Annotated in this window: 9 protein-coding genes and 1 pseudogene; 6 read left to right on the forward strand and 4 right to left on the reverse strand. The window is 64.0% G+C overall.

Annotation, left to right across the window (positions count from 1 at the left end):
* Positions 1–18: 18 nt before the first annotated feature.
* The 3 genes and pseudogenes from X742_RS01000000170175 to X742_RS01000000170180 form a co-directional block, all read right to left on the reverse strand.
* Positions 19–2,345, reverse strand: a pseudogene (locus X742_RS01000000170175) (efflux RND transporter permease subunit).
* Complete coding sequence (locus tag X742_RS153545) at positions 2,342–3,412, reverse strand: efflux RND transporter periplasmic adaptor subunit (protein ID WP_023772662.1); 1,071 nt, start codon at positions 3,410–3,412, stop codon at positions 2,342–2,344. Before X742_RS153545 ends, X742_RS01000000170175 begins: the two are co-directional and overlap by 4 nt.
* Entirely contained in the window at positions 3,409–4,152 is a 744-nt protein-coding gene (locus tag X742_RS01000000170180; RefSeq protein ID WP_245275550.1) for an efflux RND transporter periplasmic adaptor subunit, read from the reverse strand. The genes X742_RS153545 and X742_RS01000000170180 overlap by 4 nt, the downstream gene beginning before the upstream one ends.
* Positions 4,153–4,736: 584 nt before the next feature.
* Here X742_RS01000000170180 and X742_RS153540 point away from each other — a divergent pair.
* Positions 4,737–6,014 (forward strand): 4-aminobutyrate--2-oxoglutarate transaminase, encoded by a 1,278-nt coding sequence (locus X742_RS153540; protein ID WP_023772663.1) that lies wholly within the window; start codon positions 4,737–4,739, stop codon positions 6,012–6,014.
* A 102-nt stretch (positions 6,015–6,116) separates the two neighbouring features.
* Here the strand turns inward: X742_RS153540 and X742_RS153535 are convergent, their stop codons facing one another.
* Complete coding sequence (locus X742_RS153535; RefSeq protein WP_023772664.1) at positions 6,117–7,370, reverse strand: FAD-dependent oxidoreductase; 1,254 nt, start codon at positions 7,368–7,370, stop codon at positions 6,117–6,119.
* Between the two features lie 461 nt (positions 7,371–7,831).
* Here X742_RS153535 and X742_RS1000000174810 point away from each other — a divergent pair, with 461 nt between their 5' ends.
* Genes X742_RS1000000174810 through X742_RS153510 form a run of 5 tightly spaced genes read left to right on the forward strand, consistent with a single transcriptional unit; the run spans position 7,832 to position 12,850 of the window.
* Positions 7,832–9,346, forward strand: coding sequence for an imelysin family protein (locus tag X742_RS1000000174810; protein ID WP_023772665.1), 1,515 nt, complete (start codon positions 7,832–7,834; stop codon positions 9,344–9,346).
* A gap of 48 nt (positions 9,347–9,394) precedes the next feature.
* Positions 9,395–9,706, forward strand: coding sequence for a (2Fe-2S)-binding protein (locus X742_RS153525; RefSeq protein WP_023763271.1), 312 nt, complete (start codon positions 9,395–9,397; stop codon positions 9,704–9,706).
* Positions 9,672–10,157: a bacterioferritin gene (gene bfr / locus X742_RS153520; protein WP_023772666.1), complete on the forward strand. Its 486-nt coding sequence runs from the start codon at positions 9,672–9,674 to the stop codon at positions 10,155–10,157. Before X742_RS153525 ends, bfr begins: the two co-directional genes overlap by 35 nt.
* A gap of 12 nt (positions 10,158–10,169) precedes the next feature.
* Complete coding sequence (locus X742_RS153515; RefSeq protein ID WP_023772667.1) at positions 10,170–11,771, forward strand: di-heme oxidoredictase family protein; 1,602 nt, start codon at positions 10,170–10,172, stop codon at positions 11,769–11,771.
* Complete coding sequence (locus X742_RS153510) at positions 11,771–12,850, forward strand: imelysin family protein (RefSeq protein WP_023772668.1); 1,080 nt, start codon at positions 11,771–11,773, stop codon at positions 12,848–12,850. Before X742_RS153515 ends, X742_RS153510 begins: the two co-directional genes overlap by 1 nt.

Genomic DNA, 12,850 nt, shown 5'->3' on the forward strand with positions numbered 1-12,850 from the left:
GAGGAGCTCGCCCTCGCCTTAAGTTTCCGCAACAGCGGCGACGTCTACTTCGCCGCCCTGTTCCCGCTTCGGCTCCTTGATCCTGAACCACGTCACATAAAGCGCCGGCAGGAACAAGAGCGTGATCGCGGTACCCGCGATGATGCCGCCCATCATCGCATACGCCATGGGCCCCCAGAACACCTCGCGCGCGATCGGGATCAGCGCCAGGCTGGCCGCGGCCGCCGTCAGCGCGATCGGCCGCATGCGGTGCTCCGTTGCCTCGATGACCGCGGCCCAGCGATCCCTGCCCTCGGCGACAAGGTCCTCGATCTGCACGATCAGGATGACCGAGTTGCGGATCAGGATCCCGATCAGCGCCAGCACGCCGAGAATGGCGACGAAGCCCAGCGGAGCCCCGCTTGGCACCAGGGCCGAGACCACGCCGATCAGCCCGAGCGGCGCCACCGCCACCACCAGGAACAGGCGCTGGAAACTCTGCAACTGCACCATCAGGATGGTCGCCATGACAAACAGCATCAGCGGCACCACGGCCGCGATCGGCCCCTGGCTCTTGGCGCTTTCCTCGACTGAGCCGGCGGTCTCGACCGAATAGCCGGGCGGCAGCTTGGCGACGAAAGCGTCGACCGACGGTTTCAACTCGTTGACGACGGTCGCCGGCAGCACGTCGCCGACCAAGCCGGCGCGCACGGTGATGGTTGGGATGCGATCGCGTCGCCACACGGTGGGCTGCTCCAGATCGTAGCGAAAATTGGCCACCGCGGCGAGTGGGATCGCCTCGCCATTTCCGGTCGGCAACTGGATGTTTTGCAGCGTCTCGATCGAGCCGCGCTCGGCCTCGCGCGAGCGAGCCACGACGTTGATCAGGTACGTCGCGTCACGCACCTGCGTGATCGTCGCGCCGCCCACCGTGCTGTTCAGTGTGCTGGCGATGTCGGACGAGGTGATGCCGAGTTGGCGCGCCTTGTCCTGCAGCACGTCGACCCTCAGCACACGCTGCGGTTCGTTCCAGTCGAAAGTCGGCGCTGCGAGTTTCGGATTGGCCGAGATCACGCCGGCGAATTGCTGCGCCAGTTCTCGCACCGTCTGGATGTCAGGGCCGCCGACGCGGTACTGTACAGGCCGTCCAACCGGCGGTCCGAGCTCAAGCGGCTTGACGAAAGCGTCCGTGCCGACAAACTCCGCGCGCAACAGCTTCTCCAGCGCCGGCTTCACCCGGTTGCGGGCCTCGATGCTCTTGGTGACGATCACCGTCTGGCCGAAATAGGGATTGGCGGGCTGCACGTCATAGGCCAGCACGAAGCGCACGGCGCCCTGACCGATATAGGAGGAAAAGTGGTCGATGTCGGGATTGCCGACCAGCGCCCGCTGTCGGCCACCAGATGCACGCCGACGCCGACCGGCAGGTCGGCCAACACCTTGTTCATCTCCGCATGCAGCGCCTCGCCGAATTTGAGCAGATTGGCGTTTGGCTTCATGCCGATGGCAAGGCCGATCGCGTTCTGGCCGTTGAAGCGGAACAAGGCCGTCGGCGGGTCGGCATAACCGCGCGTGATCGTCGCCACGTCGCTCAGCCGGAAGAACCGATCGTTGACGCGCAGGTTTATCGCGCGCAGGCTCTCCTCGGAGGTGAACTGGCCGCCGACGCGCACGCTGATGCGCTCGGGCCCGGACTGGATGACGCCGGACGGGGTGATCGCATTCTGGGCCTGCAGGCTGGCGACGATTTGCTGCTGGTTGAGGCCAAGCGCAGCTATCTGTCGCGTCGAGAATTCGAGATAGATGGCCTCGTCCTGCGCGCCGACCAGATCGACCTTGCCGGCATTGGGCACGGTGAGGATCTTGGTCCTGACATCCTCCACGTAGTCGCGCAACTGGCGTGGCGTCAGCCCGTCTGATGTGAAGGCATAGATGTTGCCATAAACATCACCGAAGCGGTCATTGAAGAACGGTCCCTGCACGCCTTGCGGAAATTGCGCCTTGATGTCGTTGACCATGTTGCGCACCTGAAGCCAGTTCGGCACGACGTCGCGCGCCTTGGTGGTGTCCTTCAGGTTGACGAAAATTACGGTCTGGCCGGCGGTGGTGACGGATCTGGTGAAGTCGAGGCTGTCGAGCTCCTCGAGCTTTTTCTCGATGCGATCGGTCACCTGCTGCACCGTCTCCTTGACCGAGGCACCCGGCCAGTTGGCCTGGATGATCATGGTCTTGATGGTGAAGTTGGGATCTTCCTCGCGGCCGAGATTAAGATAGGAAAATACGCCAGCGACCACGAAGACCAGCATGAAATACCAGACCAGTGAGCGGTGATTGAGCGCCCAGTCGGAGAGGTTGAAGCCCTTCATGAGGCCCCTCCCTCGGGCACTTTGACCTTCTGGCCGTCGACGAGGCTGTGAACGCCGGCGGTGACGACTCGCATGCCGGCTTCGAGGCCTTCCGCCACGGTGAAGGTGCCGCCAGCCTTCCGCGCGACCTTGATATCGCGCGCGCTCACGCTCGAGGTCTTTGGATCGACGATCCACACTTTTTCAGAACCGTCTTTTTCGAGCAGCGCCGAGATTGGCAATTCGATCGTTGGTACGACCTTGGTCATCCGGGTCGCGGTTACCGTCGAACCGAGTCTGAAGGCTTGCGGCGGGTCCGTGAGCGTCAGCTTGACGCGCCGGGTGCGGGTCGAGCCCTCGGACTGGGGCGCGATCTCGCGCAGCTTGGCCTCTGTCCGGATTGTCGGCAGCGACTGCAGGATGACCTGGAACGGCGTGCCCGCCGAGAGATCGCCGGTCAACTGGTCGGGAATATCGACGACCGCTTCACGCGGGTCCGAGCGCGCCACGGTGACGACCGTCTGGCCCGGCGAGACGGTTTGGCCGACCTCCGCGCCGACGGCGGTGACGACGCCGTCGAAATCCGAGAACAGCCTGGCATAGCCGAGCTGCTCCTGGGCCTTGGCCAGCGAAGCTTTTGCCCGCTCGACGCTGGCTTCCGCGGCTTTGCGTGCCTGCTGCGCGGCATCGAAGACAGACTGCGACGTATTGGCCGAGGTGAGCAACTGGCGCTGGCGCTCCTCGCTGGCGGCCGCATTGGCGAACTGCGCCTGCGCATTGGAGAGTTCGGCCTTGGCCGCCTGGACGGCCAGCTCCAGCGCGGTTGGGTCGAGTGCCGCGATCGTCGTGCCCTTGCTGACGATGTCGCCGACCTTGACGTCGCGCGAGACGACGCGACCGAGCAGTCGGAAGGCAAGATCGGCACTGACCTGCGGTTCGACCGAGCCGGCGAAACCGAAGGTCTGGATGGTGCGCGGCTCGACCACGACCGACAGCACCGGCCGGACGACCTCCGGCGGCTTGTCCTCCGATTTCGAACAGGCTGCGAGCGCGACAAGCGCGGCAAGGCCAAGCAGGAGCCGCTTCATTGCGCCGCTCCCGATATTTCGACTGTCTGGCCGGGGTTGAGCAATTGCCCGCCCGACGTAACGACGCTCTGGCCCGCGTTCAGTCCCTTGGCAATGACGACGGTACCCGAATCGAACGCCAGCACCTCGACCGGCGTCGTCGCGACTGCCTTGGTCGCGGGATCGACGATCCAGACCGCCGGCTTGCCGGCGCTGGATGTCAGGGCCTGCCAGGGCAACAGGATCGCCTTCGCCGGCTTGGCGCCGACCGAGCCGATGACGGCCGCCCCCAGCGGCATGCCGGCGGGCGTATCGGGAATGGCTACCTTGACCCTTATCGAGCCCGAAGCCGGGTCGACCGCCGGCGAGATCTCGCGCACCTTGCCCGTTGCTCTGACCTGCGGATCGGATAACAGCGTGATCGTCACCGCCGGCGAGGCCGGCGTCCTGGCGACCAGCGTCTCCTGCACATTGAACACGGCGTCGCGGTCGCCGTCCTCGGCAACGGTGAAGACGGTCTGCGCCGCCTGCACCACCTGGCCGGCTTCGACCTGGCGGGCGGTAATCACGCCGGCGGCGCCGGCCTTGAGTTCGGTGAAAGACAGGTTCTGCCGGGCGTTGGCGAGCGCGCTCTGCGCGGCATCCACGCTGCCTTGCGCCACCTTCAGTGCCTGGTCGGCCGCGTCATAATCGCGCCTGGTGGTGAAACCCTGGGCAAGCAGCGTCTTTTGCCGCTCGAAAGTGGCCGCGGCCTGGGTCAATTGCGCNCTGCGCCGATCGCAGATCGGATTCCTGCTCCTGCGGATCGATGCGGGCAAGCACTGTCCCCTGATCGACATGCTGGCCGACATCGACAAGCCGCTCGGCGACGCGTCCGGAACGAAAGATTGTTGAGCGTGCGCGCCGCGATCACCCCGGTCAGCGAGGTTCTCGGCGCATAGTCGGCCATCGCCACCGTTTCGGTGCGCACCATGACCGGCAGCTTCTTTTCCTCCACCTCCTGCTTCTGGCAACCGGCGAGCAGCGCCAAGGCCGTGCAGGCGAGAATTGAAGCGGCTGGAAAAGACAAAAGGCTCGGAGTTTTGGCGGATGGCGGGGAGACAGACGATGTCACGTTCCTGCTCATGGCTCCCCCGGCCGCGGCCCGTCGCGGTCCCTCGCGGAAATCAGGAGGATAGTCGATCGCGGAAAAAAGGAAAACCGGTCTCGCAAGGGTATCGCCGGACTGGTCAAGTCAGGCCCAATCGACCCGGCGATGGTGCCGGCTTGAGGAAAACCTGAAATAAGCCCAGAAGGGAACTGAACGGCATCAAACAGAACGGGCCCCGGCCCGGTGAGGGATATGATGAAGAACTCCGCCATTTCCGAACGCAAGAACCAGTCGATCTCGCGCGGCGTCGGCATGACCACGCAAATCTACGCCGACCGGGCCGAGAATTCGGAGATCTGGGATGTCGAGGGCCGCCGCTATATCGACTTCTCCTCTGGCATCGCCGTCGTCAACACCGGCCATCGCCATCCCAGGGTAATCGAGGCTGTCAAGGCGCAACTCGACCGCTTCACCCACACCTGCCACCAGGTCGTGCCTTACGAGAGCTATGTGCGGCTGGCCGAACGGCTGAACGCCATGCTGCCCGGCAAGTTCGAGAAGAAGACCATCTTCGTCACCACCGGCGCCGAGGCGGTGGAGAATGCCATCAAGATCGCTCGCAACGCCACCGGCCGCCAGGCCGTCATCGCCTTCGGCGGCGGCTTCCACGGCCGCACCTTCATGGGCATGGCGCTGACCGGCAAGGTCGTGCCCTACAAGGTAGGCTTCGGCGCCATGCCGGGCGACGTCTACCACGTGCCGTTCCCCGTGCAACTGCATGGCGTCTCGGTCGCCGATTCGCTGGCGGCGCTCGACAAGCTGTTCAAGGCGGATGTGGATCCGGCCCGCGTCGCCGCGATCATCATCGAGCCGGTTCAGGGCGAGGGCGGCTTCTACGACGCGCCGCGTGAACTCCTGACGGCGCTGCGCAAGCTCTGCGACCAGCACGGCATGCTGCTCATCGCGGACGAAGTGCAGACCGGCTTTGCCCGCACCGGCAGGATGTTCGCCATGGACCACCACGAGGTGGCGGCCGACATCACCACCATGGCCAAGAGCCTGGCCGGCGGCTTTCCGCTGTCGGCGGTCACCGGCCGCGCCGAGATCATGGATGCGCCCAGCCCCGGCGGGCTCGGCGGCACCTACGGCGGCAGCCCGATCGGCGTCGCCGCGGCACACGCCGTCCTGGATGTCATCGAGGACGAAAAGCTCTGCGACCGCGCCAACACGCTGGGTGCGCGGCTGAAGCAGCGCCTGCAGTCGATCCGTGACGACGTGCCCGAGATCGTCGACGTCAGGGGGCTGGGCTTCATGAATGCGGTCGAATTCAACGACGTCAAGAAGGGCCTGCCGTCGGCCGAGATCGCCAACGCGATCCGCCTGAAGGCGCTCGACAAGGGTCTGATCCTGTTGACCTGCGGCGTCCACGGCAACGTCATCCGCTTCCTGGCGCCGATCACCATCCAGGACGAGGTCATGAACGAAGCGCTCGACATCCTGGAAAGCTCGATCCGCGAAGTCTGCGCCGCCTGAGCAGTGCTTGCCTTCTCCCAGTCACTATACGGGGAGAAGGTGCCGGCAGGCGGGTGAGGGGCAGCGCAGACGTCGAAATTGACGTTTGATCTCGGGTGTCTTCTACCCAATAGCCTTTGCAGGTTCACTCTGCTGAAACGCGGCCAATGCCGCCTTCAACCCATCCGGTCCCTCCGCAACCGTTTCCGGCGTCGGCGAGAAACCGGCGCCGAGCATCTTGCGACCAAGCATGTGGTCGCCGGGGCGGTTGACGGATTCGATGCCGAGCAGCCGGTCTCCCGCATAGTGGTAGATCGAGAACTTGTTGTCGGGCAGGTCACCGAGCACGACATGGCTGTCGCCGCCTGATGTCAGCCCGACCATCTGCAATTTCATGTCGCCAATGTCGGACCAGAACCATGGCACCGCCGAATAGCCGTCGGCGTGACCGGTGATGGTGCGCGCGGCGAGCCGCGCCTGGTCGGTGGCGTTTTGCACCGATTCCAGCCGCACGTCGCCGCCGGTGAACCAGTGCCGGTACGAGGCGGCGTCGCCGATGGCAAGGATGTCCGGCACCGAGCTGCGCATCTGGTGATCGACGCGGATGCCGTTGGCTATGGTGAGGCCGGCTTCCTGCGCGAGTTCGACATTCGGCACGGCACCGATACCCACCACGACCATGTGCGCCGGCAGCCTTTCGCCCGAGGAGGTGATCGCGGCGGTGACATGGCCGTCTTCGCCTTCGAGCCTTGCAATCGAGGTGCCGGTGAGGATTCGCACGCCTGTCGCTTCCAGCCTTTGCCGGACATGGCTGGCCACCACGGGCGCCACGGCGCGGCCAAGCAGCCGGTCGACCGCCTCGACAACGGTGACGGTGCGGCCCGCCGCCCGAAGCGTCGCGGCGATTTCCAGTCCGATGAAGCCGCCGCCGAGAATGACGACATCTTCGCTATGCGCGCTCAAGTCCCGAATCAGCCGGGCATCGGCCAGCGAGCGCAGCGACACCACGCCGAACAGCTCCGCGCCGGGTAATGGCAAGGCACGCGGGCGCGATCCTGTCGCCAGGATCAAATGGTCGAAGGCAAGTGCGCCACCGCCGGCAATGTCGAGACTGCGGCGGCCGGCATCGATGCGCTCGATCCGGATGCTCGGCCGGTAGTCGATGGCGCTGCCGGTGTAGAAGGCTTCGCCGCGCAAGGGCTGCGGCTTGGCCGTGGCATCCTTGATGAAGGTCTTCGACAGCGGCGGCTTGTGATAGGGCAGTTCGTTCTCGTCGCCGACCAGGATCACCGGCCCGTCGTAGCCATCCTCGCGCAGACTGGCGGCCGCCTGCACGCCCGCATGACCCGCACCGACAATGACCACGCCGTTCTTCATTGCATTTCGATCCCGATTCGATCCTAGGACGTCTCGCAAAGCGGCAATTGTCTGGCACCGCCGCAAGAGAATGTCTGCGGGTCGCACCCGGGATGGCGACTGTCAATCGGACAGTTCGGCCGCAAAGCCGGTGCAACGAACGCGTAAAGTTGACAGTTGTAGTTTAGAATAATTCTAAACTGTTGTTTCGATTGGGTTTTTAAGCAATTTCCGTTGACTCCATTGAACTCGAAGTTTTAAGGAAGCTTGCGCATTGGCGCATCCCTTTGATGTCTGGGCCTTGAACCCGTTCGATTGGAGGCATTTTGGTGTCTTTCTTCCCTGAGTCGCGCGACAGCGCGGCATACTTCCCTGAGTCGCGCGACAGCGCGGCATATCTTGCGGCCGGTGGCATGCACACGGCCTGGTGCCGGTTGCCGCGCGCGCCGTTTGCGGAATTCCCGAGAAACTGGAGAGCGACAATGACGGCACGATATGGCGGCAGGCTTGTGGCGATCGGCGCCACGGCGCTGCTGACGGCGGCGGTGTTCGTCCTGCCCGCAAAGGCGCAAACCGATGCGAAGGCGGTGATCGAGACCTATTCCGACATCGCGCTTGCCAAGTACGAGGATTCGCTGACCACGGCGCGGACGCTGGACAAGGCGGTCGACGCGCTGCTTACCAACCCGTCGGCGGAAACGCTCAATGCCGCCCGCGACGCCTGGAAGGCGGCGCGCGTGCCCTACCAGCAGACCGAGGTCTATCGCTTCGGCAACAAGATCGTCGACGACTGGGAGGGCGAGGTGAATTCCTGGCCGCTGGACGAAGGCCTGATCGACTATGTCGCCAAGAGCTACGGCACGGATTCGGATGCGAATTCGCTCTATACCGCCAATGTGATCGCCAACAAGGAGATCGAGATCAACGGCAAGAGGGTCGATGCCTCGAAGCTTTCGCCGGAATTCCTCTCCGGTACGTTGCAAGGGGCCGGCGGCGTCGAAGCCAATGTCGCTACCGGCTATCACGCCATCGAATTCTTGCTCTGGGGTCAGGACCTGCACGGCACCGGCCCGGGCGCCGGCGAGCGTCCCTATACCGACTATGATCTCAAGAATTGTACTGGCGGCAATTGCGACCGCCGCGCTCAGTACCTGAAGTCGGCAACTGACCTTCTGGTTTCCGACCTGCGGAAGATGGTCAACGACTGGAAGGAAGACGGCGCTGCGCGCAAGAACCTCGTCGATGGCGAGCCGAACACCGCCGTCTCGGTGATCTTCACCGGCATGGGCTCGCTCNCGGGCGCCGGCGAGCGTCCCTATACCGACTATGATCTCAAGAATTGTACTGGCGGCAATTGCGACCGCCGCGCACAGTACCTGAAGTCGGCAACTGACCTTCTGGTTTCCGACCTGCGGAAGATGGTCAACGACTGGAAGGAAGACGGCGCCGCGCGCAAGAACCTCGTCGATGGCGAGCCGAACACCGCCGTCTCGGTGATCTTCACCGGCATGGGCTCGCTCTCCTACGGCGAACTGGCCGGCGAGCGCATGAAGCTCGGCCTGCTGCTGCACGATCCGGAAGAGGAGCAGGACTGCTTCTCCGACAACACCTACAATTCTCATCTCCATGATGCCCTCGGTATTCGCGCCGCCTATCACGCCAGCTACACCAGGCTGGACGGCACCGTCGTTTCGGGTCCCTCGGTGCACGACATGGTCAAGGCAGCGGATCCGGCAATCGACAAGGAACTGTCCGACAAGCTCGATGTCACCGTCGCCAAGATGGAAGCGATCAAGGGACGGGCATTGGCCGGCGAGGCCTACGACCAGCAGATCGCCGAGGGCAATACGGCAGGCAATGCCACCGTGCAGGCGGCGATCGACGCGTTGATCGACCAGACCAAGTCGATCGAACGCGCCGTCGGCGCCTTGAAGCTCAACAACATCGCCTTTGAAGGCTCCGACAGTCTCGACGCGCCCGACAAGGTGTTCAAGTAAGCCCCCAGCCAAACGGCGCATCGGAGCGCCGTCAGCCAGAGCGACGAAATGCTGATCTGCCATTGCAACATCATCACCGAGAAGGAGATCGAGCAGACGATCATCGGCCTGCTGGATCAGGATCCCTGGCAGCTCATCGTGCCGGCAAAGGTCTATCACGCCATGCACAAACGGGGTCGCTGTTGCGGCTGCTTCCCAAATGTGGTGGAAACGATCATTCGGGTCACCGAGAACTACCACGCCCGCTCGCAGGCAAGCGGCATGGACATCGTTTCACATCTGGATCGCGTCAGAGGCCTGCGCGTCCAATACGGGAGCAGAACCCATGAAAGGCGAACCACAGATCATCGAGCGGCTTAACGAGGCTCTTTTTCTGGAGCTCGGCGCCGTAAACCAGTATTGGGTGCATTTCCGCCTGCTCGAGGATTGGGGATACGCCAAGCTGGCCAAGAAGGAGCGGGCGGAATCGATCGAGGAGATGCATCACGCCGACAAGCTCGTCGCCCGCATCATCTTCCTTGAAGGCCATCCCAATCTGCAGTCCGTGGCGCCGCTGCGCATCGGCCAGAACGTCAAGGAAGTGCTCGAATCCGACTTGGCCGGTGAATATGACGCGCGCACTGCCTATAAGCGCTCGCGCGAAATCTGCGAGGAAGCGGGCGACTACGTGACGATGAAACTGTTCGAGGAACTGCTCACCGACGAGGAAAGCCATATCGACTTCCTCGAGACGCAGCTCGACCTGCTGGCCTCGATCGGTGAGGAAAAGTACGGCCAGCTCAACGCCGCACCGGCGGACGAGGCGGACTAAGGATATGCGGGAATGCGGCGCCTCTTAGACGTCCTGCGCCGCTTGCGGCGGGTCAAGGGCCCGCCGCGCCTCTGGAAAATGCCAGCCATATCGGCTGGTCGGCACGGCATTATTCTGATGCTGGCGCTGACCACTCCTGCCATCGCCGGCGACCTTCTACCCGCCGGTCTCGCCACAACGCGCACCGGCCTCGATGCCAAGGATCAGGCGCGCGTCACCATCGTTACCAGGCCTACCACGGATTTTTCCAAGCCCGAGCCTTTCGAACTGATGCAAGGTGGCGCCGGCACCTCGCGGAAAGACATCAGCCGTGATTCCTTCTCGCAATCTTCGGCCAACATCAGCTTCGAGGAAGAAGGCACCTTCAAGCTCGGCAATGCGCTTTTCCGCAAGAACTGGGTGTCGTCGCCGTCCTCGACGCAGGCCTCGGATGGGCTCGGACCCTTGTTCAACGAACGCGCCTGCCAGAACTGCCATCTGAAGGATGGCCGTGGACGGCCGCCGCAAGCCGATGTTGGGACCACCTCGATGTTCCTGCGGTTGGCGCGCGACGCCAGCAGCGCGGAAGAGAAGGCGGCGCTCGCCGACCATGGGCTGCTCAACCTTCCAGACCCGGTCTATGGCACGCAGTTGCAGGAACTGGCTGTGCTTGGTCTCGGGGGTGAGGGCAGGATGCGTGTCGACTATCAGGAACGGAAGGTGAAACTGCCGGACGGCACCGCGGCTTCCCTGCGCAAGCCCGCTTATACGATCGATGATCTCGGCTACGGGCCGCTCAATCCGCGCACCACGCTGTCGCCGCGCCTGACGCCGCCGATGATCGGCCTCGGCCTGATCGAACAGATCGCGCCGGCCGACATTCTGGCCCATGCCGACCCTGACGACAGGGATGGCGATGGTATTTCCGGCAAGCCCAACATCGTGCGTGATGGCCTAAGCGGCGAACCGACGCTTGGCCGTTTCGGCTGGAAGGCGCAGACGGCGTCGATCCGCCAGCAAGCGGCGGATGCCTTTGCCGGCGATATCGGCATCTCAACGCCGGACGAGCCGAAACACTGGGGTGATTGCACCGCCGCGCAGGAAAAGTGTCTCGCCATGCCCAACGGCGTGCAGGCGCGCCTCGGCCCGGTCGAGGCGCCGTCGCCGGTGATGGATCTCGTCACCTTCTATTCGCGGAACCTGGCGGTGCCGGCGCGACGCGACCTCGCCTCGCCTGAGGTGCTCGCCGGCAAGAAGGTCTTTTATGAAATCGGCTGCATTGCCTGTCACACGCCGAAATTCGTTACCCGTCGCGATGCACCTGACAAGGCGCAGGCGTTCCAGTTGATCTGGCCTTATTCCGATTTCCTGCTGCACGACATGGGGCCGGATCTTGCCGACGGCCAGGCTGTGGGCGACGCGACCGGCAATGAGTGGCGCACGCCGCCGCTATGGGGCATCGGCCTCACCGAAACGGTCAACGGCAATTCCTTCTATCTGCACGATGGCCGTGCGCGCACTTTGGTCGAGGCCATCCTGTGGCATGGCGGCGAGGGCCGGAAGGCGCGCGACCGCTTTGCCGCCACCAGCGCCACCGAGCGCGATGCATTGGTCAAATTCCTGGGGTCACTTTGATGGCGAAGCGTTTCGCGCTGGTTCTCGTTCTTCCGCTGGCTCTGCTGGGCGCCTTGCCCGCATCGGCCGCAGTGAAAGCCTCTGATGTCGTCCAGCGCGCGATCGACGGCTTTGTCCGCCCGGCATATGAGGACCTGCACCAGCATGCGGAAGCCCTCGCCAAAGCCATGCACAGGCTTTGCGAGGCGCCCTCGCAAACGGATCTCGAAGCGGCGCGAGCTGCGTTCTCGGCTACCGTCCATGCCTGGTCGTCGGCCGAGATCATCGGTTTCGGGCCAATCAAGGAGAACAACAGGCTGGAGCGCATGCTGTTCTGGCCGGATCGCAAGAGCATCGGCCTGAAACAGGTGCAGGCGGTGTTGTCGGACAAGGATCCCGCCGCCACCGATCCTGTCCAGCTTGCCGGCAAGAGCGTTGCCATGCAGGGGCTCGGCGCGCTGGAATTCGTGCTTTACGGCGACGGCGCCGACGCCTTGACGGGCAAGGCTGAACCCTATCGGTGCGCTTATGGCGCGGCCGTTGCCGGCAACATCGAAGCTATCGCGACGGACGTCAGCGCGGCCTGGAACAAACCCGACGGATTCGCGGCACTGTGGGCCAATCCGGGGCCGCAAAACGCGCTCTATCGCGATGGCAACGAGGCGGTAACCGAACTGGTCGGCGTCTTCATCAATGAACTGGAAATGGTTCGCGATGTGCGCCTGAAGGGTTTTCTGGGCGCCAGGCCCGAGGCCGACAAACCAAAACAGGCGATCTACTGGCGTTCGCAAAACACCGCCAACGCGCTGGCCGGAAATCTGGCCGGCATCGATGCGCTGTTCCAGGTGTCGAAGCTCGGCAGCACGCTGCCGCCGGATGCGCGCTGGATGGCAGAGTCGATCCACATCCAGCTGCTCAACGGCGTTGCGACCGCCAAGGCCGTCCAGGGTCCGATCGACAAGGCGCTCGCCGATCCGGCGCTGCGCGAAAAACTCGAGCATTTCGCCCTGATCACCTCCAGCCTGTCGACTCTGATTGGCACCAGGCTGACCGCCGAATTCGGTCTGACCGCCGGCTTCTCGTCGCTGGATGGAGACTGA

The sequence above is a fragment of the Mesorhizobium sp. LNHC229A00 genome (genome assembly GCF_000502415.1).
Classification (GTDB): Bacteria; Pseudomonadota; Alphaproteobacteria; order Rhizobiales; family Rhizobiaceae; genus Mesorhizobium.

Excerpts from the sequence above, each read along its gene's own strand:
- X742_RS153545 (WP_023772662.1), bottom strand. The coding sequence starts at position 3,412 with ATGAAGCGGCTCCTGCTTGGCCTTGCCGCGCTTGTCGCGCTCGCAGCC.
- X742_RS153540 (WP_023772663.1), top strand. The coding sequence starts at position 4,737 with ATGAAGAACTCCGCCATTTCCGAACGCAAGAACCAGTCGATCTCGCGC.
- X742_RS153535 (WP_023772664.1), bottom strand. The coding sequence starts at position 7,370 with ATGAAGAACGGCGTGGTCATTGTCGGTGCGGGTCATGCGGGCGTGCAG.
- X742_RS153525 (WP_023763271.1), top strand. The coding sequence starts at position 9,395 with ATGCTGATCTGCCATTGCAACATCATCACCGAGAAGGAGATCGAGCAG.
- bfr (WP_023772666.1), top strand. The coding sequence starts at position 9,672 with ATGAAAGGCGAACCACAGATCATCGAGCGGCTTAACGAGGCTCTTTTT.
- X742_RS153515 (WP_023772667.1), top strand. The coding sequence starts at position 10,170 with ATGCGGCGCCTCTTAGACGTCCTGCGCCGCTTGCGGCGGGTCAAGGGC.
- X742_RS153510 (WP_023772668.1), top strand. The coding sequence starts at position 11,771 with ATGGCGAAGCGTTTCGCGCTGGTTCTCGTTCTTCCGCTGGCTCTGCTG.